Origin of the sequence: Streptomyces sp. AC1-42W (genome assembly GCF_003248355.1) — a bacterium.
GTDB lineage: Bacteria > Actinomycetota > Actinomycetes > Streptomycetales > Streptomycetaceae > Streptomyces.
In genome coordinates this window covers 132031-154969 of sequence record NZ_QKWY01000003.1, presented here as the reverse complement: position 1 = coordinate 154969, position 22939 = coordinate 132031, and the positions used below count along the sequence as shown (strand labels likewise).

The window sequence follows — 22939 nt, the reverse complement described above, 5'->3', positions numbered from 1 at the left end:
GCGCGCATGAACGGCTTCGACATCACCGGGTGGGGCATTTCCGTCCCCGAGAAGGTGGTCACCAGTGCGGAGCTCGCCGAGCGCTTCGGCGTGGACGAGCACTGGATCACCAGCCGGTGCGGGATCAGTGAACGGCGCGCCGTCGGGCCCGGCCAGACGACTGCCTCGCTGGCCGTCGAGGCCGGCCGGCGTGCCCTCGCCAAGGCGGGCCTGAGCGGCGGCGACATCGCTCATCTGATCGTCGCCACCGCCACGCCCGAGCAGCCCTCGCCGGCGACGTCCGCGTTCGTCCACCACGAACTGGGCATCGCCGGCAGCGCGCACGACGTCAACTCCGAGTGCGCGGGCTTCGTTTACGGGCTCGTCTCCGCGATGGCCCTCATCGCGATCGACCCGCGGCCGATCCTGCTCATCGGCTCCGACACCCACACGCTGACCGCGAACCCCGCCGACCGGGACCTGTCGATCCTGGTCGGGGACGGCGCGGGAGCCGTGGTGCTCGTCCCCGCGGCCGACAGCAACGTTCTGGCCTGGAACCTGGGCGCGGACGGCAGCTGCACCGGCAGCCTCAAGGTCCTCGCGGGCGGCAGCCGTATGCCGACCACCGAGGAGACGGTGCGCCAGGGTCTGCACTACGCGCAGATCAACGGGAACGAGATCTATCTGAACGCCGTGCGGTACACGGTTCGTACGGTCCGGGAGACGCTGAAGAACGCGAAGGTCGAGGCGGCCGACGTACGCCACGTCATCCCGCACCAGGCCAACATCCGCATCATCAACTCGATCCTCAGCCACACCGGGCTGCCGCCCGAGGCCCTGGTCGCGAACCTGCACAAGTACGGGAACACGGCGTCCGCGTCCATCCCGATCGCACTGGCCGAGGCGCTGGACGAGGGCCGCATCGAGAACGGCGATCTGGTCCTGTTGGCCGGCTTCGGCGCAGGCATGACCTGGGGCTCCATGCTCCTCGAATGGCGCGGAGGGACACGATGAGTACGCAGAAGCCCGCCGGCGTCCGCCCCGAGCACCCCGTCGCCCTGGTGACGGGCGCCTCCGGCGGGCTCGGCCAGGCGCTGGCGATCGAACTGGACGCTCTCGGCTGCAAGGTGGCCGTCCACTACAACAGCGCGAAGGACGCCGCGCTCGCGGTGCGGGAGAAGCTCACCAACGACTCCGTCCTGGTGACCGGCGACGTCGGCTCGTACGAGGCCGTCACGGCGATGCACGCCCGGATCGCCGAGCAGCTGGGCCCGGTCGACGTCCTCGTCAACAACGGCGCGATCCGCCGTGACCAGGTCATGGCGATGCAGAAGCCCGAGGACTGGGCGGCGGTGATCCAGACCAACCTCATCGGCTCCTTCCACACCGCCCGGGTGTGCGTCCCGCACATGCTGCGCAACCGGTGGGGCCGGGTCATCAACGTGGTCTCGCCGTCGGGCCTGATCGCGACGGCCGGGCAGACGGCGTACTCCGCGTCCAAGGCCGGCCTGATCGGCTTCACCCGGACACTGGCCGCCGAATGCGGACGGCGCGGCGTCACGGTCAACGCGCTCTCGCCCGGATTCATGATCACGGGCATGACGCAGACCCTCCCCGACCACGTGGTGGAATCGATGGAGAAGAAGGCGCCGGTGCCCCGCTTCGTGACCGTGGAAGAGGTCGCGCGCAGCTCCGCCCTCTTCCTCGACCAGGACTGCATGACCGGCCAGGTCATCAGCATCGACAGCGGCGTCACCATCACCTGATATCCGCCCGGGGGGCTTTCCCAGGAAAGCCCCCCGGGGAAAAAAATTCCGCACGAAATGTCCGCGGAATGCTCCTGCGAACCGGATTTCGCAGGAGCATTCCGCGGACATTTCCCTGTCCGGGCAGGGCCGCCTACGCGGCCGGCGGGAGCAGGGGGGCGTACGCGCTCATCAGCAGCGGGTCGACGGCCGCCGGGCCGCTGTACGGGGCCATCGCACGGGCCGCCTCGCGGGCCGGGTCGGGCTGGCGGAGCAGGTCCAGATAGAGCGTCTGGGTGGACGGGGCCGGCTCGATGCCGAGCTCGTCCGACAGGAGCTCGCGCAGCTGCTGGTAGACGCGCAGCGCGTCGGCCCGGTTGCCGGCGGCGGCGTGCGCCGTCATCCGGCAGCGGTGCGCGCTCTCCCGGAACGGCGCCCTGCGCACCGCCTCGTCGGCGTACCGCAGGGCGTGGTGGCTGTTGCCGAGCGCGGCGGCCGAGGCGCTGGACAGCTCCAGGGCGCTCAGCCGTACCGCCTCGATGCGCTCGCGGGTGGTGTTCACCCACTCGCCCTCGTGGGCGGGCAGGAACGCGCCGCGCAGATTGGAGACAGCGCCGGAGGCCAGTTGCAGGGCCACCGCGTGCGCGCCCTCCCGGCACGCCTGCCGGGCCTCGGAGACCGACGCCTCGGCCGTCTCCACATCGGTCACCGCGTCGCCCGGCAGATGCAGCAGATACCGCCCGCTCTGGGCGACCAGCGGAGTCTCGCCGGGCTTCTGGTGCGCGCTGGTGACGAAGGACCGCACCCGGCTGACGACACTGCGCAGCGCGGACGCCCAGGTGTCGGGCAGGCCCTGCGGCCACAGCGTGTCCGCGAGTTGGTCGCGGCCGGTGCCCGCGGAGCGCTCCAGGACGAGCCGGGCTAAGGCGATTTGGGCCTGTGCGCTCGACAGATGCCGGGGCGGTTCCGCCTCGTGCTCGATGCTGACAAGTCCTACGAGCCGGATCAACACGTCGACACTCCCCCTGCGGCAGATCAGGAACCGAGCGGGGAACACGGCGCCGTTGCTTTTCCTTTGCGCCGTTCGGTTCTCGCCATTCCCCGTGATGTCGACGTGACCCTCGCAGGGGCATTCAGGCCGTGTCAATTGAGCCCGGGAACATACCGGGGGGAATGGGTGGAAGCCCAAGTTCCGCTGAATCGAGGGTCCATGATTCAACCCTTCTCCATGCGTTCACCAGGGGATTTCTAGTGAATCCCGAGCGGCTTCGAGCGTAATTCAAGAAGGGCTCCGGTTTCCTTGTTGCGGCCGCGTTGCGGAGCGCGGCGTAGAAATCCTGTCATGTAATAGGCCGTTCGCCGGCCGACTGAATCAGTCTGAGGAGACCCACGTGAACGCAACCGGAGGCTGGGAACGGCTGGCGCCGAAGATGGCCGTCACGAACAGGCGCGTCGCGGCACTGGAGTCCGAGCCGGAGCGCCGCAACAGCTTCGTCTCCTACACGGTCGAGCGGGACAGCGCCTACGCCGACCTCGACGGACAACGGCTGCTGATGATGTCCGGCTACAGCTACCTCGGTCTGGGCGGCGACGAACGCGTCGTCGCCGCCGCCAAGGCCGCCGTCGACCTGTACGGCACCGGCAACCACGGGGTGCGCGCCCTGGCCGGGACGATCCCGCTGCACGAGGAGCTTGAGGCCGAGGTGGCCGGCTTCGCGGACCGCGAGGCGTCCATGGTCTTCAGCTCGGGCTACGCGGCGAACGTGGGCACCGTCGGCGGTCTCGTGGGCGCCGGCGACACCGTCTTCATCGACAAGTACGACCACGCCTCCATCGTGGACGGCTGCCGGCTCTCCGGCGCCACCGTCACCCGGTTCCGGCACAACGACGTCGACCACCTCGACCGGCGCCTGGCCGCCGCCTCGCCCGACGGGGTGCGGCTCGTCATCGTCGACAGCGTCTACTCCATGGACGGCGACATCGCCCCGCTGCCCGAGCTGCGCAAGGTGTGCGACGAGCACAACGCGCTGCTCATGGTCGACGAGGCCCACGCGCTCGGCGTCATCGGCGCCACCGGGCGCGGCATCGAGGAGCACTTCGACCAGCGGGTGCAGGCCGACATCAAGCTCGGCACCCTGTCCAAGGGCATCCCGTCCATGGGCGGCTGGGTCGCCGGACCCGCCGAACTCATCGGCCACCTGCGCTACGCCGCCCGGCCGTTCCTCTTCTCCGCCGCCCTCGCCCCGGCCCAGGCCGCCGCCGCCCTGGAGAGCCTGCGTATCCTGCGACGCGAACCGGAGAGGGTCACCCACATCCAGCGCGAGTCCGCCCGGCTGCGCGCCCTGGTCAACGCCCAGGGGCTGCGCACCCAGGACAGCGAGACCGCGGTGCTGCCGCTGATCGCAGGCTCCGACGAGAAGGCGTACGACCTGGCCACCGCCTGCCGCCGGCACGGCGTCATCGGCATCCCCGTGGTCACCCCGGCCGTCCCCAACGACCTGGCCAGGCTGCGGATCGCGGTGACCGCGCGGCACACGCCCGAGGACATCGACTTCGCCGCCGACGCGTTCATCAAGTCCGCCCGCGAGTGCGGCATCATCCCGGCCTGACCGGCCGGTCCAGCCCCCCCGGGACACCGGACGGAGACCAGACAGATGACAGCCGCAGCCTCCCACCGCACCCCGGTGGTGATCACCGGGATCGGTGTGGTCACCCCGGCGGGGTGCACCCCCGACGCCCTGTGGGCCGCGCTCCGCGCCGGCCGTTCCACCGCGGCCCCGCTCGACCACCTGGACCTGTCCCGCCACCGGGTCCGGATCGGCTGCCGGGTCAGTGGACTCGACACCCAGGGTCCCGACGCCCTCGTGTCCGCCAAGGACGCGCGGCGCATGGACCCCTTCGCGCTGTACGGCACCACGGCCGCGCTCGCCGCCCACCGCGACGCCGGCGCCCCGGCCCCCGAGCCCGGGCGCACCGCGATCGTCGTCGGCAACGCGGTGGGCGGCCGCGCCACCAGCGACCGCGAGTCCGCGCACTACAGCGAGGCGGGCCCGCACCGGGTCAATCCGCTGATGCCGCTGCTGACCATGCCGAACGCGGCGGCCGCCCAGATCGCCATGCGCCTCGGCTGGACCGGCCCCGCGACCACCATCGCCACCACCTGCGCCAGCGGCGTCGACGCCATCGGGCACGCCACCGCGCTCCTGGAGTCGGGCCGGGCCGACGTGGCGATCGCGGGCGGCTGCGAGTCCACCCTGAGCCCGGTCACCCTCGCCGCCTTCGGGAACCTGAACGCGGTCTCCGGGCGCAACGACGACCCGGCGCACGCCTCCCGCCCCTTCGACCGGGACCGCGACGGGTTCGTCATGGGGGAGGGGGCCGGCTTCGTTGTCCTGGAACGCCTGGACGACGCGCTGGCCCGGGGCGCCCGCAGCTATGCCCGGATCGCCGGGTACGCGGCCACCTCGGACGCTTACCACCTGTCGATGCCGCTGGCCGACGGGGCCGGTGCGGTCGCTGCGATGACCGGTGCGCTCACCGCCGCCGGGCTCGCCCCCGACGAGATCGCCCACATCAACGCGCACGGCACCTCGACCCCGCACAATGACCGCGCCGAAGCGACGGCCCTGGCCAAGGTCTTCGGCTCGGACGGCCCGCCCGTCACCGCGTCCAAGGGCGTCATCGGCCACCTCATCGGAGCGGCCGGCGCCGTCGAGATCATCGCCGCCGTCCAGGCGATGCGCGCCCAAGAGGTGCCGCCCACCGCCAACCACGAACACCTGGAGCCAGGAATGGAGATCGACGTGGTGCACACCAGCCCACGGCCCGTCGCCCTGGGACCCGCGCTGTCGAACTCCTTCGGCTTCGGCGGCCACAACGCGAGCATGGTGGTGGCGCCGGTATGACGACCACCGCCCAGCCCACCACCCAGGCCGACGCGCAGCCCGCCGCCCAGCCCCGTACCGCCATCCGCACCCTCACCCCCGACGAGGTGGCCGCCTTCCGGGCCGCCGTCCGCGCGGACCTGCCCGCGGCCGGGGAGCCCGGCGCCTCGCCGGTGCACGCCTTCGTCCTCGCGCACACCCTCGCCGACGCGACCGTACGCGACCTGGCCGCGGCCGAGCCCGAGCCCGTCTCCGTCGTCCACCTCGCCCAGGACATCCACATCGAGCGGCCCCCGCTGCCCGGCGAGCGGATCACCGTCGGCCTCGACGTGGCCGGCGCCCGCCGCGAGCCGAAGGGCACCCGCGTCGCCGTCCGGGCCCGCCTCACCGGCGAGGACGGCACCCCGCGCGCCGAACTCCTCACCAGCGCCCTGCTGGTGGGCGCCGCCGCCATCGAGCCCTTCGGCCGGATCCCGGCAACGGCCGCGCCCGCCCCGTCCGGCGGAGCCGGTGAACCGGCCGTCGCCGAGCACCGGCTCACCTCCGCCTGGATTCGCGGCTACGCCCACGCCTCCGGCGACCTCAACCCGATCCACCTGGACGACCGGGCCGCCGAGGAGGCCGGCTTCCCCGGCGTCATCGCGCACGGGATGAGCGTGCTCGCCCTGGCCGTCGAGGAGATCGCCGACCGGTACGCGGACGGCGACGTCACCCGCGTCCGCGCGGTCAGCGGGCGGTTCTCCGCCCCCGTGGTCCCGGATGTCCCGCTGCGGATCGAACTGGCCCCGGACGCCGGCCGCACCCTGGTCCGCTTCACCTGCCGCACCCCTTCGGGCATCGCCGTGAAGAGCGGCTGGGCCCGGCTGGCGGGACGGCGGCCATGACCGGCCAGGGCCCCATCACCGGACTGCTCCCCGGCTTCCTCACTCAGGTCCGCGAGCGCCCCGACGCGCCCGCCCTGGTCTGGCACGGCGAGGAGACCAGCTATCGCGAGCTGTACGAGAGCGCCGGCCGCGAACGCGAGCGCCTCGCCCTGCTCGGGCCGCCGGCCGGCGAACCCGTGGGCATCCTCGCCGAGAAGTCGCCCGACGCCATCGCGCTCGTCCTCGGCTGCCTGCTCGCCCACCGCCCGTTCCTGCTGCCCTCCCCGCACCTCGGCGAGCAGCTGCTGACCCGGCTGTTCGCGCAGGCAGGCTGCGGATACGTGCTGACGCCGGGCGGCGAACCGCGCGGGGTGCGGGTCCCGGCCCGCTCGGCGGCCTACCCGGTGCCTCCCCGTACCGCCTTCATGCTCACCACGTCCGGCTCCACCGGGCTGCCCAAGACCGTGCCGCTGGACGAGCAGGCCGTGGACCGGTTCGTCAGCTGGGCCGGGCCCGCCTTCGCCGTCGCACCCGGGACCACCGTCCTCAACTACGCGCCGCTCAACTTCGACCTCTGCTTCCTCGACGTGTGGACGACCCTCGCACACGGCGGCCGGGTCGTTCTCGTGGACCCGGACAAGGCCGTCGACGGACGCCATCTGCTGGACCTGCTGCTCCGGCACGACGTGGAGATCGTCCAGGCCGTGCCGATGTTCTACCGGCTCGTGCTGGACGCCGCCCGCCGGGCCGGCGTGCTGCTGCCTTCGGTGCGCCGGGCCGCCTTCACCGGCGACGCCCTGCCCGAACGCACCCTGGCCGAACTCCGAGAGATGCTGCCCGCCGCCCGCCTCACCAACATCTACGGCTGCACGGAGACCAACGACAGCTTCACGTACGACGTCGGCACCCCGGCCACCGAATCCGGCCCGCTGCCCATCGGCACCCCGCTCCCCGGGGTCTCGGTGCTCGTGCTGGACGCCGAAGGCCGGGAGGTCACCGGCCCCGGCGCCGGCGAGCTGCACGTCAGGACGCCGTTCCAGACCGCCGGCTACCTCGACCCGGCCCGCAGCCGGGGCCGGTTCACCGGCCACCCGCTCGGCCACGACGACGGTGCCTGGTTCCGCACCGGCGACCTCGTCCGGCGCGACGCCGACGGGCTGCTGCATCTGACCGGGCGCAGCGACTTCCAGGTCAAGGTACGCGGCGTCGCCGTCAACACCGCCGAGATCGAGCAGGTGCTGCTCAGCCACCCCGCCGTCCTGGAGGCCGGGGTCGCCGCGCAGCCCGACCCGCTCACCGGCAAACGGCTCGTCGCCGGGGTGCGGCGCGCACCCGGCAGCGGGCTCAACAGCCTGCTCCTGAAGGAACACTGCGCCCGCGCCCTGCCCAGGGCCGCGGTCCCCGGCGTCCTGCGGATCACCGACGAACCGCTGCCCAAGACCCTCACCGGAAAGGTCGACCGCACCGCGCTCGACCGGCTGAGCGGACCGTCCCGGGCGCCGGACCAGTCCCGCCGGCTGACCACAGTAGAAGGAAGGACGTCATGAGCAACACGGCCACCATCAAGCAGTTCCTGATCGAGGAGTTCCTGCCGGACCTCACCCAGGACCAACTCGCCGACGACCAGGACCTGCTGTCGAGCGGAGCCATCGACTCGCTCGGTCTGCTCAAGCTGATCGCCTGGGTGGAGGACCGCTTCGGGCTCGCCGTGGACGACACGGACCTCGACCCCAATAACTTCCGCAGCGTCACCGCCATCGGCACCTTCGTGGCGAATGCGCGCCAGGGGGTGAGCGGCTAACCATGCACGACGCGCTCACCGGCCTGCTGGCGCGGCACACGGTGGCCGAGCACGAGACCTGGCGGTCTCTGTGGGACTGGCTCGGCGACGGCACGCTCCCCCGGGAGCAGGCCGTCGCCCTGCTGGCCTCGCTGACCACCCGGCTCCCCGACCCCGCGACGCTTGCCGCCCTGCACGGCACCCTCATGGAACGGCGCCCCGCGCGCCCCGGGCCCGCCTGGCCCGCGACCGTCAACGTCGTGGGCACCGGAGGCGGCCCCGCCACCTTCAACGTCTCCACCGCGGCGGCCTTCGTCGCGGCCGCCGCCGGGGTGCGTGTCGTCAAGTCCGGCTCCCGGGCCTACACCTCCAGCCTCGGCTCCGTCGACCTCCTCGAACGCCTCGGGGTGCACCTCACCTCCTCGTACGAGCAGACCGAGGAGCACCTGGAACGGGACGGGATCGCCTTCACCGGGCCGTTCGTCTACCCGGCCGAACTCGCCCGGCTCGCCCGCCTGATCGCGCCCGTGAGCATGAAGCCGTTCGGGCGGTTCCTCAACGCGCTCGGCCCCCTCCTCGCCGATCTGCCGGTCACCGCCCAGGTCACCGGGGTCTCGCACACCATGCCCCTGGACGACCTGCGCCGCCTCGCCGCCACGGTCACCGGCCGCACGGTGTGGCTCACCAGCAACGACCGGGGCGCCGACGAACTCCTCGGCTTCGCCCGCAACACCGTCCACATCGCGCGGGGCGAGGACCAGGTCCTGGAGCCCGGCGCGCTGATCCCGGCCGACGGCGGCTTCGAGGCGCTGGCCCCCGCGCCCAAGGACGCGGCCACCGACCACTTCCTGGCCGTGCTCGCCGGGCGCGCCCACCCGGCGGCCACCCACACCGTCCGGCTCAACGCCGCCGCGCTCGCTCTCGCGGCCGGCCACCACACCACCTGGCGCGACGCGCTCGACGCCACGGACGACGCCGTCACCAGCGGGGCCGCCGTGGCCCTGGTCGAGCGGCTGCGCTCCCGGAAGGCCGTGGCGGCGGGGGCGGTCCGCCATGGCTGACTTCTTCACCGGACGCGGACCCGGCCGGCCCGGGCTCACGCTGTTCCTCAACGCGGGCGACCCGTCCCTGGACGAGCTCGCCGAGGTCGTGCACATGCTGGACGAGGAGGGCGTCGACTGCCTCGAACTGGCGGTGCCCTTCCCGGACTCCTTCACCGACGGGCCGGTCGTACGCCGCTCCGCCCGCCGCGCCCTGGACCGGGGCACCGGCCTGGACGACGTCCTCGGCTTCGTCGCCCGCGTCCGGCCCGGGCTGCGGCGGCTGCGGATCGCGCTGCTCGCCGACTGGAGCCACTCCCTCAAGCGCCGGGACCTGGGCGCGGCCGTCAAGGACATCACCGCGTCCGGCGCCGACGGGCTCCTGGTGCACGGCCTGCCGCCCCGGCTGCGGGACGCCTACCGCGAGGCGACCGAGGCGGCCGGCACCGCCGTCGTCACCACCTGCTACCCGACCAGCCCCGAGGAGACCCGGGCCCGCGCGGCCCGCGAGTCATCCGCGTACGTCTATCTGGTGGCGCACTACGGCCGCAGCGGCACCGCGCCGCCCGCCGGGCACGCCGCGCTCGCCCCGGTCGTCGCCGGGCTGCGGGCCCACACGAACTCCCCGATCGCCGTCGGCTTCGGGGTCAGTACGCGCAGCCACGTCGCGGCGGTCGCCGCGAGCGGGGCCGACGCAGCGATCGTCGGCTCCGCGGGCGTGGCCCGCGTGGCGCGGGCCCTCGAAGAGGAGGGCTCCGTCACCACGGCACTGCGCGACTTCGTCCGGTCGCTCCAGCCCGGACCGGACGAGATCAGTACGGCCAATACCCCTATCCGAACAAGGAGTTGACCATGATCATCCGTGACCTGGAGACCGTTAAAAGCGTCGACTGGGGCAACGGGCTCAGCCGTCGCTTCCTCACCGAGTCCGACGGCGTCGGCTACTCGATCACCGACACCACGGTGCGCGCCGGCACCAAGTCCCGCCTGGAGTACCGCAACCACCTGGAGTCCTGCTACTGCATCGAGGGCTCCGGCGAGGTCATCGAACTCGACGGCACCGTGCACCCCATCACACCGGGCCGGCTGTACTCCCTCGACGAGCACGACGCGCACTTCCTCGTCGCCTCCCCACACGAGGACCTGCGCCTCGTCTGCGTCTTCACCCCGGCGCTCCAGGGCGACGAGGTGCACAGCCTCGACGCGCACAGCTCTTCCGCCTACTGATCCGCACGCGCACCTCTGAAAGGGGGCCCAGTGATCCGCTGGAACACCGACCAGGCCGACCTGCGGGCCGGCCTGGCCCGGTGGGGCGAGGCACTCAGCGCCAACCACATCGCCCAGGACGAACGAGCGGAGTTCTCCTGGGAGAAGTGGAAACTGGTGCGCCGGGCCGGCATCCTCGCCCTGCCCTTCGCCGAGGAGCACGGCGGCCTGGGCCAGTCCCTCCTCACCACCATGTACGTCCTGGAAGGGCTCGGCGAGCACTGCCGTGACGCGGGCCTGAACTTCTGCGTCACCACCACGCTCGCCAGCACCGGCGTCCCCCTCATGCGCTTCGGCACGCCCGCGCAGAAGGCGGAATACCTCCCCCGGATCGGCTCCGGCGAGGCGATCGGCGCCCATGCGATCACCGAGTCGGAGTCCGGCAGCGACGCGATGGCGATGACCACGCGCGCCGAACGCGACGGCGACGACTTCGTGCTGAACGGAAGCAAGTGCTTCGTCAGCAACGGCCCCGTCGCCGACGTGTTCGTCGTGTACGCGCGCACCCACCCCGACGGCGGGGCGCTGGGCGTGACCGCGTTCCTCGTGGACCGGGACACCCCGGGCCTCACCGTCGGCGGGCCCGTCAAGAAGATGGGCCTGCGCACCTCTCCGCTGAGCGAGCTGTACTTCGACGACTGCCGCATCCCGCGCGACCGGGTCCTCGGCCGGGTGGGCGGCGGCTTCATCGTCCTCGACCACGTGATGAAGCGGGAGATCCTGCTCTCGTTCATCGTGAACGTGGGGGAGATGCAGCACCGGTTCGACCGCTGCGTCGAGTACGCCCGCACCCGCAGGTCGTTCGGCAGGACGATCGGCTCCTACCAGTCCGTCGCCAACAAGATCGTGGACGCCAAGATCGGCCTGGAGTCGGCCAGGAAGTGGCTGTACGACACCGCCGAACGCCTTGAGGAGGGCGAGGACGTCACCGAGGACCTGGCCATCGCCAAGCTGATCACCAGCGAGGCGAATCTCGCCGGCTCGCTCACCGCCGTCCAGGTCTTCGGCGGCCACGGCTACATGAGCGAGTACGGCCTGGAGATCGACGTCCGCAACGCCGTGGGCGGCACGATCTACTCGGGCAGCAACGAGATCCAGTACAACCGAATCGCGTCCAAGCTGGGCCTGGGCCGATGACCACCCTGTCCGCACCGCGCACCCTCAAGGTCTGCGGCGCCACCAGCACCCGCGACATCGAGGTGCTGGCCGGCGCCGGGGCCTGCCTCGTCGGCCTGTGGCACGGCGTCCCCGGCGGCCCCGCGGACCTGCCCGAACACGAGGTGGCCGCCCTCGCGGCGGCCGTCCGCGCCACCGGCACCCTGCACCCCGTCCTGGTCACCTTCCTCGGCGACCCGGACGCGGTCGCGGGCGTCCTGCGCCGCACCGGCATCCGCATCGTCCAGCTCCACGCCTACCAGCCGCCCGCCACCGTCCGCGCCCTGCGCACGGCGCTGCCCGACACCGTCATCGTCAAGGTGCTGCACGTCATGGACGGCTCCTGCCCGGAACGTCCCCTGATCGGGGCGTACGAGCGGGCCGGCACCGACCTCTTCCTCATCGACTCCACCACCGCCGACGGCCGCGTCGGCTCCACGGGGCAGCGCCTGGACGAGGAGACCGTCCTCCGGCTGGCCCAACGGTTCACCCTGCCGTTCTGGCTCGCCGGCGGACTCGACCGGACCAACAGGTCCGCGTACGAACGGGTCCTGAGCCACCCCCGGCTGCGCGGCATCGACGTCGACACCGCGGCCCGCGGCGGCGACGGCCGCTTCGGCGCACCCGCGGTGGCCGGACTGGCCCGCGCCTGGAACACCGGGCCGGGCCACCCGGACCCCCGCACTCCTTCCGCCACGGACATCCCCACCACACGGCCTACGGAGCAGCCATGAGCCTTCCCTTCATCGAGTCCCTGCTGTCGGCCCCGCAGCCCCTGGTGATGGAGGTCAAGCGGCGCGACGCGTTCGGCTTCGACCTCATCTCCGGCCACACCCCCGCGGAGATCGTCACCGCTTACGAGAAGGCCGGGGCGCCCTGCATCTCGGTCGTCACGGGCCGCTGGTTCGGCGGCACCCGCGAACTGCTCCGTGATGTCGCCCGGCTGACCGAACTCCCCCTGCTTCAGAAGGACTTCATCACTCGCAAGGATCAGCTGGAGACCGCGCGGGAGCTCGGTGCGTCGGCCGTCCTGCTCACCGCCGGACTGCTCTCCGCGTCCGCCCTGCGCGGGCTCACCGTCGCGGCGCTCAGCGCGGGCCTGACCCCGTTCGTCGAGGCCACCACCGAGGCCGAGATCGCGTCCGTGCCGCACGCCGACGAGTGCGTCATCGCCGTCAACAACAAGGACATCAAGACCCGCGAGCGCGACCGGGGCGACCTGGCCCGCAGCTTTGACCTGCTGCCCGCCCTGCACGCGAGCGGCACCCCCTGCCCGGTGAGCGCCAGCGCCATCGACAGCCCGCAGACGGCGGCCCGGCTGCTCGACGCCGGCTACAAGGGCCTCCTCGTCGGCACCGCCCTGCTGCGCAGCGGCGACCCCGGCGAGTGGCTGCGCACCCTGGAGAACAGCCGGCACACCGTACAGCCGGCCCTCCATCCGTCGTGAGTGTCCGCACCGTGTGAAGAAGGGGGCTCCGTGGCCACGGAGCCCCCTTCGCGTTGCCCGCCCCGCCGTCAGGACACGACGCGGTTGACCAGCTGGTCGCGCACCCGGGCCGGGATGTCGGGGGCGAACCGGCGCAGATAGTGGTCGATGTGCCGGTCCGCGCCGACCAGGAACGGCAGGTCGAAGACCAGCAGCCGGCGCACCGCGAGCAGCGGCACCGGCGAGCGCAGCGGTGCGAAGTCCTCGTTCCACAGCCCCGGCTCGGCGCACAGCGGATGGAACTGGCCGATCATCAGCCCCTGGGCCACGAAGTCGTCCTTGGCGTCCGCCTGCAACAGGTCCAGGGCCGCCGGGTCCGTATGGTCCAGGTCGGGAAGCACCATCAGTACGGTGAGGAGTTCCCGTTCGTCCTCCGGGAGCTCCGACGCCAGCCGCTCGTACCAGCTGCGCAGCGCCTCCACGGCACCGGGCAGCGCGGCCGGGGTGCTCCGCGCGGGCACGGCGAGCAGGAACCGGCCGGCGCGCAGCGAGGGCTGGGTGTACGGGCAGACCGGGCCGCTGCGGCCCAGCTCGGGATGGCTCGACACCAGGAAGGTCCGGCTCCACTCCAGCACCTCGCGCAGCGGCCCGAGCTGTCCGGCCGGCACGAGACCCCGGTCCACCTGACCCGGCGTGTAGATCTGCAACCGGCTGTCGCCCCTCATCGCGGCTCCCGCCACAGCGGCCGGAGGCGCGGCCCGCCGTCCGGCAGCACGATGTCCTCGCCCAGCCGTACGAAGCCCTGGTTCCGCGCCGACGCCTCGCCGCCGGGCGAACTGGCCTCCGCATAGGCTCCGCAGCCCGCCGCGTCGGCCTCCCGCAGCACCCCGGCGACGAGCGCGCCGAGCAGCCCCCGGCCGCGCGCGCCGCCGCGCACCGCGCCGAACGACGCGTAGTAGTGCGGCCGGGCCGGGTGCCGGGACGCCTGGAGCTCGGCGATCAGCGCCAGCGAGGCGGCCTCGCGGACACCGAGGACGTCCTCGAAGCGCCCGGCGAACTCCTCGCCCCGCGCCTCCAGCTCGGCCTGGGCGCCCGGCGGCGTCCACAGCAGCACGGCGTCCAGGTCCGGGGTGCAGGTCACCGCGTCGTACCCGAAGGACATGTCGAGGAACACCTCGAACAGGCCGGGCAGCACCCGCGCCCTGCGCTCCGGGTCCGGGGTGATCCAGCGGGTGAGCGGGTCGTCGTGGAACGCGTCCGCCAGCAGCGCCGCGAGGGGGCCGGTCTCGTCGCGTCGGGCGCGCCGCAGGGCCGGCCGGGGTGCCGTCGGCAGGGGCGGCGGGAACGTGGACAGGTGGGTCACGAAGTCTTCCTCCCGTTCGATGAGGGGTGTGCCAGCCGCGCCACCCGGGCGTGCAGCTGGTCCAGATGGAGTTCGGCTTCCGGCTTGATCAGGACGCTGCGCATCACCCGGGCCGTGGCGGCGTCGGCCACCACATCGGGTCTGCGCCGCGCGAAGTCCGCCGCGTCGGTCCGCAGCACGCTGAGGAACACGGGGTCCCGTTCCGCGTGCATGCCGTCCGTGAGCAGCCGGCCGGACGCGGCGTCGACGGCGGACAGCGTCAGCGGCCGCGTCGCGGGGAAGTAGCTGACGATGTCCAGCTGGGGTGCCTGGTACGTCTCCAGCTCCTCGGACGCCTCGATGCGTTCCGCCCATCCGACGGCCGCGCGGCGGCTGCCGGCCAGGATCTCGCCGAAGCCGTCCCGGGTCAGCGGCAGCAGTTGCAGCGTCAGCCAGAGCGCGGCGGCCGCCGCCCCGGCCCGCGAGCACTCCAGGCTGATCTCGCCCAGGTGCAGTGCGGCCTCGGTGAAGTAGGTGTACGGCGAGTCGTGCGCGAGGTGGTTCCGGGCGGCGTCGTCGTTGAACAGCACCGCCCCGCACCCGTAGGGCTGGAGGCCGTGCTTGTGCGGGTCCACGACGACCGAGTCGCAGTCCGCGATGGCCCGCCACGGCCGTACGTCGATGCCCTCGGGCCGGTCCGAGCGCCCGAGGAGCGCGTAGAACCCGCCATAGGCGGCGTCCACATGCACCCGTACGCCGTAGCGCCGGGCCAGCGGCACCACCTCGTGCACCGGGTCGACCGCCCCCAGCCCCGTCGTCCCCGTGGTCACCACCACCGTGCCGACCCGGTCGGCCGCGAGCAGCCGTTCCAGGGCGTCCAGGTCGATGCGGCCCAGTCCGTCGGCGGGCACCCGGTGGCCCTCGACGCCGAGCACCCCGCACATGCGGGCGTGCGTGTAGTGGCATTCGGCGCTGTACGCGATGCCGCGTCCGGGGTGGGTCTGGCGCGCCACGTACAGCGCCTCCAGGTTGGCCATGGTCCCGCTCGTCGTGAGATGGCCCAGGTGCGAGCCCCGGAAGCCGAACATCCCGGCGAGCAGTTCCACGCACTCGCGTTCCATCTCGGTGGTGGCCGGACCGCCCTCGGCGGCGTGGTTGTTCGGGTTGAACAGCATCGCGGTGACGTAGCCGACGACCGCCGCGGGATGGGGCGGCTTGACCATCTGCCCCGCGTAGCTCGGATGGAAAAACGGATAGTTGTCGTCCAGCCGCTTCGAGAACGCGGCGAACGCGGCACCGAACTCCTCGTCCCCGACCAGGTGCGACGGGTGCTCCCGGTACGGGCCGAAGCGTTCTCCCCAGTGTTCGGCCACGTCTACGGCACGCGGCAGCCAGTAACGAAGATCCACGGTCGGCCTTCCGGTGGGGGCAGGTGGGCAGGGGCGTGGGGCAGCGGACGGCTCAGGTATACGGAGCGGAGCGCAAGCCGGCCGCAAGCGGATTCCTGGCGGATCTGGGCCAGGTCTGGACGCGTTCTCAAGCGGCATTCCCGGGTGTACCGGGATAAAGCGACCGACCTCGCGCCCGCCCTAGCCGCCCCCGAGACACGTGCGAGCCGCCCTTGCTGCACTAGGGCCTGTCCGGTGGATCTTCGTGGGCCCGCGACGCCTGGCACGCACTCTCGCCGCACGCCCGCATCACCCAAGTACGTCCGGTACGAGGGCGATCCGGGCGCACGCCGAGAAGTGGGGTCTCCCCTGTTCGAGCGAAGCCGAGAACTTGGGGATGCACCAGACGCCGCGGGCTGATCCACGAAGATCCGCCGGACAGGCCCTAGGCGCGTCCGCCGAATCAAGCAGCAGGAGTTCCGTGATGGTGACCAGACGCACTCTGATGACCGCCCTGAGCGTCACCGGCGCCGGGCTGTTCACCGGCGCGGCCCTCACCCCGCTGATGACGACGGGCGCCGCCACGCGCGAGGACGCCGCCGCGACCGGCCCGGCCGCCCCCGTGGGCCCCGCCGTCCAGCCGTTCCAGGTGCCGCTGCCCCTGCTGCCCGTGCTGACCCCCGACGCGACGCGCGGCGGCGCCGACGTCTACGACATCACGATGCGCCGCACCCGCGCCGCGATCCTGCCGGGCCTGAGCACCGACGTCCTCACCTACGACGGGCACTTCCCCGGCGGCATCGTCCGGGCCCGCTCCGGGCGCCCCGTGGTGATGCGCCAGCACAACCGGCTGGGCGTGGACACCTCGGTGCACCTGCACGGCGCCTCGGTGCCCGTCGCCAGCGACGGCGGCCCGATGAACACCTTCGCCTCCGGGACGAGCCGCACCTACACGTACCCGAACCAGCAGCCGCACGCCTCGCTCTGGTACCATGACCACGCCCACCACTCGGAGTCCGAGAACTGCTACCGGGGCCTGTCGGGCAGCTATCTGCTCACCGACGACGTGGAGGAGGCGCTGCCGCTGCCGGCCGGGCGCTACGACGTCACCGTGGCGCTGCGCGACGCCCACTTCGACGACGACGGGCAGCTGCTGTACATCCTGGACGACGCGGCGGGCCGCTCCACGATCCTCGCGAACGGCAAGCCGTACCCGTACCTCCGGGTCGCCGCCCGCAAGTACCGCTTCCGGCTGCTGAACTCGTCCAACCTGCGGTTCTTCGCGCTGCGGCTGGCCGACGGCTCGTCCTTCACCCAGATCGGCTCCGACGGCGGCCTGCTGCCGCGCCCCTTCACCACCGACTCGCTGCTCCTGTCACCGGCCGAGCGCGCGGACGTCGTCATCGACTTCTCCCGCTACCCGGTCGGCACCCGGCTCGTCCTGGAGAACACCCTCGGCCCGGGCGATCCCGGCCGGACGGGCAAGGTCATGCGCTTCGACGTGGTGCGCAAGGCCCCCGACCCGAGCCGGGTGCTGCCCGTACTGCGCACACTGCCGCCGCTGCCGCCGGTGACCGGGTGGCGCTCCTTCGACCTGAACGTCGCCGTCGTCGGCGGCGAACCGCAGGGCACCATCAACGGCCGCGTCTACGATCCGGCGCGCATCGACACCGAGATCCCGTACGGCGCCAGCGAGGTCTGGACCGTCACCAACACCAACACCGACGTGCCGCACAACTTCCATATGCACCTGGTGCAGTTCCGCGTCCTGGAACGCAACGGAAAGTCGCCGACCGGGGCCGAGGCGGGGCTGAAGGACACCGTGTGCCTGCTGCCCGGCGAGACCGTGAAACTCCAGGCGACCTTCGACTCCTACCGGGGCACCTACGTCTACCACTGCCACCTGCTCGACCACTCCGCGATGGGCATGATGGCGCAGATGCGCATCCGCTGATCCGTCGCACCCGGGCACGCCCGTTCGAGTATCGCTCGACGTTCGCTGGAGGAACGCTGGTGATCCTGTCCAGGGCGGCCTCCGCGCCCGCGGCGGGAGCAAAAGCACCTCTATCCTCGTCAACAGCGCGCCTCGGCACCCTACTTACGAACCGGACAAGAGCGAGGACGTACCGATGACACCCAATCAGTACCCGCAGCAGCAGAGCCCCACCGGCGCGCAGGCGCCGTACCAGCAGCCGTGGGGGCAGCCCGCCGCGCCCGTGCCGCCGCGGGAGGACCGCCCGAACAAGGCCGCGGGCTGGCTGCACATGATCTCGGTGATCACGCTCGGGCTCATGGCCGGCCTGTTCTTCGCCTACGACGTCTCCGTCATGCCAGGCCTCGCCAAGACCGACGACCGCACCTACGTGACCGCGATGCAGCAGTTCAACGCGATGATCGACGGCAACGGCCTGTTCGCGCTCATCTTCATGGGGGCCATCGTCGCCGCGGGCCTCGCCGCGTTCCTGGAGTTCCGCCGGGGACGGAAGACCATCGCCCTGTGGGCCGGTCTCGCCGCCGTCCTCTACCTCGTCGTCCTGATGCTCACGATGGGCGTCGAGATCCCGCTCAACAACCAGCTCGCCGACCTCGGCGACCCGGCCAAGATCCACGACTTCTCCCTGGTCGACAAGTTCAAGGGCACCTGGGAGACCGTCAACATCTTCCGTACGCTCCTCACCACGGCGGCCCTCGGCTGCGCGGCGTACGCCGCCAAGCTGCACGGCCGCGCGGAAGCGCTGCTGTCCGCCGGCCGCTGAGCCGGCGCCCCGGGGAGGGCGGGTACGGGCACGGGCCCCGTACCCGCCCTCCCGCGCGTATCAGCTGCCGCCGTTGAGGACGAGGGCCCAGCACAGCAGCCCGGTGGCGGCGATGCACAGCAGCGTCCGCAGCACGTTCCCCCGCGCCCAGGCCCCCTCGAACTCCGCCCGCACCGCCTCAGGCCGGGCGATCCCGTCCACCGGGCCCGCCGCGTCCAGCGCGTTGTTCAGCGGGATGTTCAGCCGGCTGGTCACCCCCATCGACGCGATGTAGCAGACGAGCGCCGCGACGGTCGGCACCACCGCGTCCCGGTCCCCGCCACCGAACTGGAGCCCCACCGCGAGCCCGGTGAACACCAGGGCCCCGATGTAGCCGAGCACGAACCACCCGTTGAGGATGGCCACGTTGACCCGCTGCATCACATCGATGAACGTACGGTCCCCCGCCCCGCGCAGTGCCGGCATCACGGAGATGGCGAAGCCGTAGAACAGTCCGCTGACCAGCCCCGTCGTCACGGTGGCCGCGATGAGCGCGAGCGTTTGTGCGATCTCCATTGCCTGACCCCTCAGCTTCTGCCGGTACGGCGGTGCCTGCGCAAGTCAACTCTCCTCTGCGCAAAGGGAATGCAACAGGAAGGTCAAGTGCAGGGGTCCAGCGTACGAGGGTGCCTGCGGCGGCGGGGCGTAATTGTGGGAGCCTGCGCGGGTGGCCCAGCGCCTCACGGCCGGAAGCGGGTCTGGCTGAACGCCTCGCCACGGCCGAACGCGAGGATCTTCACCGGGCGGACCGCGAACACCGGGACGACCGCGCCGGGCGCCTCGGAGGTCTCCGGCTGGGGGCCCTCCGGGTGGTGTCGGAAGCCGTCCTCGACCACGTCGTACGGCCATCCGATCTTCGCCATCCACAGCTCCGCGAGCCGTTCCAGGGTCCCGCGCTCGGCGACGCGCAGGGCGGGGCCCTCGGCCACGACGTCGAGCCCTGGCCCGTACGCGTTGTCGCCGGTCGTCGTCGCCCCGGCTCATCACGTACAGCGGAGCGCCCTCGCTCTCCTCCTCCGGCGCCAGGTAGCGCTGCCGGATCTTGACCGCCGCGACGTCCGGGCGGATGAAGAGGATGTGGGCCACCTCGTAGGTGACCTGCCCGGCCCAGTCGGCGGCGGGCAGCACGGTCCGGGTGAACGCGGAGATCGCGTCGATGCCGATGAGGACCTTGCCGTGGGCCGTCGTCCAGACCGCGTCGGGCCGGAAGAGGGCCAGGAACGCGTCGGGGTTCTTGCGCTGCTGGGAGCGTTCGACGGTGGCGACGACCTCGCGGATCGCTTCGAGGTCGGCGGTGTGTGCGCGTGTTTCGGTATCGGTGTCCATGCCGGGAATCCTGCAACCTCAAGTTCGCTTGAGATCAAGTCCGGTCGCGATCAAGTCCGGTTGAGGTCGAGGGCCGTCCGGGGTGCCCGCTCCCGCCGGGGGAGCAGCAGCGGGGTGGCCAGGATGAGCAGCCCGGCGACCGCGAGGGCCGTGCGCGGGCCGGTGATCCCGGCGAGCAGCCCGGCGAGCGCGGTCAGGACGGCGACGGCCGCCTGCTGGCCGATCGTCCAGGCCGTCAGCGTGCGGGCGACGAGATGATGGGGCGTGTGTTCCAGCCGGTACGTGGACAGCACCGGCCCGTACAGGCTCATGTTGACGATGATGGCCAGCTCGACCGCCATCACCGTGACCAGCCCGACGACGCCCGGCCGCACCAGGACCAGCCCGATCAGCCAGACCGCGCGCAGGGTGCCCACGGTCCGGAAGACCCGGTCGCGGCCGTGCCGGGCGACGACCCGGCGGGCCAGCCGGGAGCCGATGAGCCCGCCCAGGCACGGCGCGGCGAAGGCGAGGCCGTACTGCCAGGGCGGGAAGCCGAGTTCGCGCAGCAGAAGCACGGCGAGCAGCGGTTCGGTGGCCATGATCAGACCGGCGACGAGCACCTGGTTGAGGTAGAGCGCCCGCAGCACCGGATGGCCCAGGATGTGCCGCCAGCCGGCCAGCAGCGCCCCCGCGCGCAGCGGACTCCGCCCGGCCGGTTCCGGCGCCGCCTCCCTGCCCCCGATCGCGGCGAGGCCGAGCGCGGAGAGCAGATAGCTGAGGGCGTCGGCCAGCGCGGTGGTGACCGGCCCGAACACCCCGATCGCCGCGCCGCCCAGCGGCGGGCCCACCGCGATGGAGCTCCAGTTCGTCGACTCGAAGCGGGCGTTGGCGACGAGCAGGTCCTCCGGCCGGACGAGCGCCTTCAGGAACGCGCCGCTCGCCGCGCCGAACGCGATCTTCGCCGCCGCGATCACCGCCGAGACCACCAGCAGCTGCGCGAACCCCAGCACCCCGAAGGCGTACGCCACCGGCACCGACGCCATGGCCGCGAACCGGACCAGGTCCGTCCCGATCATCACCGGCCGCTTGCGCCGGAACTCCACCCACGGCGCGAGCGGCACCGCGATCAGCGCCCCCACCGCGGGCCCCGCGGCGGACAGCGCGGACACCTCGGCGGGCCCGGCGTCCAGCACCAGGACGGCGATCAGCGGCAGCGCCCCGAACCCCAGCCCCGACCCGTACGCGCTCACCGCGTACGACGCCCACAGCCACCCGAAACGCCGCCCCAGCCGTCTCCCGCCCACCATGCGCAGCGCGCTCCTCGCACCCTCGACCGAACAACTCGAACAACCCGTCAGTGTCCGGAGCGAGCCAACCGGGTGGTGCGAGCGCAGGTCAAACAACCGATCCGGCGGTTCTGGACAACCAGTGGTTGTACGCGAGGGTGGGCGCCCGCGAGAGGAGTCAGGCGGCCGGGAGCGGGGGCTCCGTCCGGTCGACCGCGTCGAGCACGGAGGCGAGCAGGCCGGGGAAACGGGCGTCGAGTTCCGCCCGGCGCAGCGTGTTGAGGCGGGAGTTGCCCGGGGCCGTCTCCTGGCGGATGATCCCGGCCTCGCGCAACACCTTGAAGTGCGCGGACAGGGTCGACTTGCTCAGGTTGATGCCGAAGGTGCCGCACGGCTTGCCGCCGGCCGCGGCGAGGGTCCGCACGATCTGCATACGGGCCGGTTCGGCCAGCGCGTGGAGCACGGCATAGATGTTGATGTCCTCGGCACGGGGGTGCTGGAGCGGCTTCACGGCAGCGGTTCTCCCAGTTCGGAACGGTTGTGCGGAACGGTGTGCGGCGATTGAGTGTTCGTCGGTTGGCGAATACCTGTTGACCGGCTCCCGGTCAGATGTATACGTTAACCCGCGTGTTCGCCAAAGAGCGAACACACGAACAGTCCGACGGGCTCGCACCCGTCCGTGCCGAACCGCTGGGAGACCTCATGGCCGAGATGAAGACCGCCGCCGCAGCCGCAGGGGGGCTGGTCACCGCCCTCGCCTTCGGCGGCATGTTCGCCGTCGCCAAGTCCGCCTTCGTCCATGTGGACCCCTTCCACCTCACCCTGGCCCGCTTCGCCCTCGGCTCCGCGATCTTCGTGCTCGCCCTGCTGGCCGTCGAAGGCCGCGCCGCGCTGCGCACCGACGGCAGGTTGCTGAAGCTCTGGGGGCTCGGCTCGCTCGGCTTCGCGGCCTTCAACCTGCTCACCTATGTCGGCCTCCAGTCCACCCCGGCCCCCACCGCCTCGCTGATCATGGCCGCGATGCCCGCCATCACGGTCATCGTGATGTGGACCCGCACCGGGAAGCGGCCCACCGGCGTCACCCTCGGCCTGGTCCTGCTCGCCCTGACCGGCGTCGCCATGGTCCTGGGCAACGGCAACCCGCTCGCCGTCTTCACCGGCGGCATCGGCGCCGGCGGGCTCGTCATCCTGGCCGGCGTCATCGGCTGGGTCGTCTACACGACCGGCGCCGTCGGCTTCCCGTCCTTCTCCGTCCTGCGCTACACCGCTCTCACCAGCGTCCTGGGCACCCTCACCATCGCCGCCGTCACCCTCACCGCCGGGTTCGCGGGCTGGATTCCCACCCCGTCCGCCGCCGACTACGCGGCCGGCTGGTGGCAGATCCTCTACATGGCCGTCCCCGCCACCGCCGTCGCGATCCTCGCCTTCAACCACGCCACCCGCACCCTGGGCCCCGCCAACGGCGTCCTGTTCATCAACCTCGTCCCCCTCACCGCCTTCGCCATCGAAGCGGTACGGGGCCACCGGCCCACCGCGGCCGAACTCGCGGGCGTCGCCCTCACCCTTGCCGCGGTCATCGCCAACAACCTCTACAGCCGCCGCGCCGCCCGCCGCGCCCCCGCCGCGGCGCCGACCGGAAAGACCCTGACCACGGCGGCGTGAAACCGGGACGGGGAAGGTGA

Annotated in this window: 24 protein-coding genes and 1 pseudogene; 16 read left to right on the top strand and 9 right to left on the bottom strand. The window is 72.3% G+C overall.

Annotated elements, in window-relative coordinates; translation table 11 throughout:
• The first annotated feature begins 6 nt into the window (after nucleotides 1-6).
• Entirely contained in the window at nucleotides 7-993 is a 987-nt protein-coding gene (locus DNK56_RS33610; protein WP_111339843.1) for a 3-oxoacyl-ACP synthase III family protein, read from the top strand.
• The gene (locus DNK56_RS33605) at nucleotides 990-1745 is read left to right on the top strand and encodes an SDR family NAD(P)-dependent oxidoreductase (protein ID WP_111339842.1); all 756 of its coding nucleotides are present in this window, start codon (nucleotides 990-992) and stop codon (nucleotides 1743-1745) included. Before DNK56_RS33610 ends, DNK56_RS33605 begins: the two co-directional genes overlap by 4 nt.
• Nucleotides 1746-1878: 133 nt before the next feature.
• Here the strand turns inward: DNK56_RS33605 and DNK56_RS33600 are convergent, their stop codons facing one another.
• Complete coding sequence (locus DNK56_RS33600) at nucleotides 1879-2736, bottom strand: AfsR/SARP family transcriptional regulator (protein ID WP_111339944.1); 858 nt, start codon at nucleotides 2734-2736, stop codon at nucleotides 1879-1881.
• Nucleotides 2737-3115: 379 nt separating this feature from the next.
• Here DNK56_RS33600 and DNK56_RS33595 point away from each other — a divergent pair, with 379 nt between their 5' ends.
• Genes DNK56_RS33595 through DNK56_RS33545 form a run of 11 tightly spaced genes read left to right on the top strand, consistent with a single transcriptional unit; the run spans nucleotide 3116 to nucleotide 13159 of the window.
• Nucleotides 3116-4333, top strand: a complete 1218-nt coding sequence (locus DNK56_RS33595; RefSeq protein WP_111339841.1) for an aminotransferase class I/II-fold pyridoxal phosphate-dependent enzyme — start codon at nucleotides 3116-3118, stop codon at nucleotides 4331-4333.
• Nucleotides 4334-4378: 45 nt separating this feature from the next.
• The gene (locus tag DNK56_RS33590; RefSeq protein ID WP_111339840.1) at nucleotides 4379-5629 is read left to right on the top strand and encodes a beta-ketoacyl-[acyl-carrier-protein] synthase family protein; all 1251 of its coding nucleotides are present in this window, start codon (nucleotides 4379-4381) and stop codon (nucleotides 5627-5629) included.
• Complete coding sequence (locus tag DNK56_RS33585; protein ID WP_111339839.1) at nucleotides 5626-6492, top strand: MaoC/PaaZ C-terminal domain-containing protein; 867 nt, start codon at nucleotides 5626-5628, stop codon at nucleotides 6490-6492. Before DNK56_RS33590 ends, DNK56_RS33585 begins: the two co-directional genes overlap by 4 nt.
• Complete coding sequence (locus tag DNK56_RS33580) at nucleotides 6489-8018, top strand: AMP-binding protein (RefSeq protein WP_111339838.1); 1530 nt, start codon at nucleotides 6489-6491, stop codon at nucleotides 8016-8018. The genes DNK56_RS33585 and DNK56_RS33580 overlap by 4 nt, the downstream gene beginning before the upstream one ends.
• Complete coding sequence (locus tag DNK56_RS33575; RefSeq protein ID WP_111339837.1) at nucleotides 8015-8272, top strand: phosphopantetheine-binding protein; 258 nt, start codon at nucleotides 8015-8017, stop codon at nucleotides 8270-8272. Before DNK56_RS33580 ends, DNK56_RS33575 begins: the two co-directional genes overlap by 4 nt.
• 2 nt (nucleotides 8273-8274) lie before the next feature.
• The gene (locus tag DNK56_RS33570; protein ID WP_111339836.1) at nucleotides 8275-9312 is read left to right on the top strand and encodes a hypothetical protein; all 1038 of its coding nucleotides are present in this window, start codon (nucleotides 8275-8277) and stop codon (nucleotides 9310-9312) included.
• Complete coding sequence (gene trpA / locus DNK56_RS33565; RefSeq protein WP_111339835.1) at nucleotides 9305-10141, top strand: tryptophan synthase subunit alpha; 837 nt, start codon at nucleotides 9305-9307, stop codon at nucleotides 10139-10141. Before DNK56_RS33570 ends, trpA begins: the two co-directional genes overlap by 8 nt.
• A 2-nt stretch (nucleotides 10142-10143) precedes the next feature.
• On the top strand, nucleotides 10144-10518 hold the full coding sequence (locus DNK56_RS33560; RefSeq protein ID WP_111339834.1) for an ectoine synthase: 375 nt from the start codon (nucleotides 10144-10146) through the stop codon (nucleotides 10516-10518).
• Between the two features lie 30 nt (nucleotides 10519-10548).
• On the top strand, nucleotides 10549-11694 hold the full coding sequence (locus DNK56_RS33555) for an acyl-CoA dehydrogenase family protein (RefSeq protein ID WP_111339833.1): 1146 nt from the start codon (nucleotides 10549-10551) through the stop codon (nucleotides 11692-11694).
• Nucleotides 11691-12446, top strand: coding sequence for a phosphoribosylanthranilate isomerase (locus tag DNK56_RS33550; RefSeq protein WP_111339832.1), 756 nt, complete (start codon nucleotides 11691-11693; stop codon nucleotides 12444-12446). Before DNK56_RS33555 ends, DNK56_RS33550 begins: the two co-directional genes overlap by 4 nt.
• Nucleotides 12443-13159 carry an indole-3-glycerol-phosphate synthase gene (locus tag DNK56_RS33545; RefSeq protein ID WP_111339831.1) on the top strand — a complete coding sequence of 239 codons (717 nt, stop codon included), beginning with the start codon at nucleotides 12443-12445 and terminating at the stop codon, nucleotides 13157-13159. Before DNK56_RS33550 ends, DNK56_RS33545 begins: the two co-directional genes overlap by 4 nt.
• Nucleotides 13160-13227: 68 nt before the next feature.
• On the opposite strand, the gene DNK56_RS33540 is transcribed toward DNK56_RS33545, so the two are convergent.
• Genes DNK56_RS33540 through DNK56_RS33530 form a run of 3 tightly spaced genes read right to left on the bottom strand, consistent with a single transcriptional unit; the run spans nucleotide 13228 to nucleotide 15889 of the window.
• Nucleotides 13228-13863 (bottom strand): DUF6875 domain-containing protein, encoded by a 636-nt coding sequence (locus DNK56_RS33540; RefSeq protein ID WP_111339830.1) that lies wholly within the window; start codon nucleotides 13861-13863, stop codon nucleotides 13228-13230.
• Nucleotides 13860-14501 carry a hypothetical protein gene (locus tag DNK56_RS33535; protein ID WP_111339829.1) on the bottom strand — a complete coding sequence of 214 codons (642 nt, stop codon included), beginning with the start codon at nucleotides 14499-14501 and terminating at the stop codon, nucleotides 13860-13862. The genes DNK56_RS33540 and DNK56_RS33535 overlap by 4 nt, the downstream gene beginning before the upstream one ends.
• The gene (locus DNK56_RS33530) at nucleotides 14498-15889 is read right to left on the bottom strand and encodes a pyridoxal phosphate-dependent decarboxylase family protein (RefSeq protein WP_199563951.1); all 1392 of its coding nucleotides are present in this window, start codon (nucleotides 15887-15889) and stop codon (nucleotides 14498-14500) included. The genes DNK56_RS33535 and DNK56_RS33530 overlap by 4 nt, the downstream gene beginning before the upstream one ends.
• Nucleotides 15890-16352: 463 nt before the next feature.
• Here DNK56_RS33530 and DNK56_RS33525 point away from each other — a divergent pair, with 463 nt between their 5' ends.
• A complete protein-coding gene (locus tag DNK56_RS33525; protein ID WP_111339827.1) occupies nucleotides 16353-17822 on the top strand; it encodes a multicopper oxidase family protein in 1470 nt (489 codons plus the stop codon).
• 175 nt (nucleotides 17823-17997) lie between these two features.
• A complete protein-coding gene (locus DNK56_RS33520) occupies nucleotides 17998-18624 on the top strand; it encodes an anthrone oxygenase family protein (protein WP_111339826.1) in 627 nt (208 codons plus the stop codon).
• Between the two features lie 60 nt (nucleotides 18625-18684).
• Here the strand turns inward: DNK56_RS33520 and DNK56_RS33515 are convergent, their stop codons facing one another.
• The 5 genes and pseudogenes from DNK56_RS33515 to DNK56_RS33495 all read right to left on the bottom strand — a co-directional run bounded on the left by DNK56_RS33515 (nucleotide 18685) and on the right by DNK56_RS33495 (nucleotide 21768).
• A complete protein-coding gene (locus DNK56_RS33515) occupies nucleotides 18685-19179 on the bottom strand; it encodes an anthrone oxygenase family protein (protein WP_111339825.1) in 495 nt (164 codons plus the stop codon).
• A 164-nt stretch (nucleotides 19180-19343) separates the two neighbouring features.
• Complete coding sequence (locus DNK56_RS33510) at nucleotides 19344-19592, bottom strand: hypothetical protein (protein WP_241990236.1); 249 nt, start codon at nucleotides 19590-19592, stop codon at nucleotides 19344-19346.
• A gap of 31 nt (nucleotides 19593-19623) precedes the next feature.
• Nucleotides 19624-19989, bottom strand: a pseudogene (locus DNK56_RS33505) (SgcJ/EcaC family oxidoreductase); the annotation flags it as partial.
• A gap of 50 nt (nucleotides 19990-20039) precedes the next feature.
• Entirely contained in the window at nucleotides 20040-21278 is a 1239-nt protein-coding gene (locus DNK56_RS33500; protein WP_111339824.1) for an MFS transporter, read from the bottom strand.
• 157 nt (nucleotides 21279-21435) lie between these two features.
• Nucleotides 21436-21768, bottom strand: coding sequence for an ArsR/SmtB family transcription factor (locus DNK56_RS33495; RefSeq protein ID WP_241990222.1), 333 nt, complete (start codon nucleotides 21766-21768; stop codon nucleotides 21436-21438).
• A 191-nt stretch (nucleotides 21769-21959) separates the two neighbouring features.
• Here DNK56_RS33495 and DNK56_RS33490 point away from each other — a divergent pair, with 191 nt between their 5' ends.
• Nucleotides 21960-22919, top strand: coding sequence for a DMT family transporter (locus DNK56_RS33490; protein ID WP_158558564.1), 960 nt, complete (start codon nucleotides 21960-21962; stop codon nucleotides 22917-22919).
• Nucleotides 22920-22939: the final 20 nt, after the last annotated feature.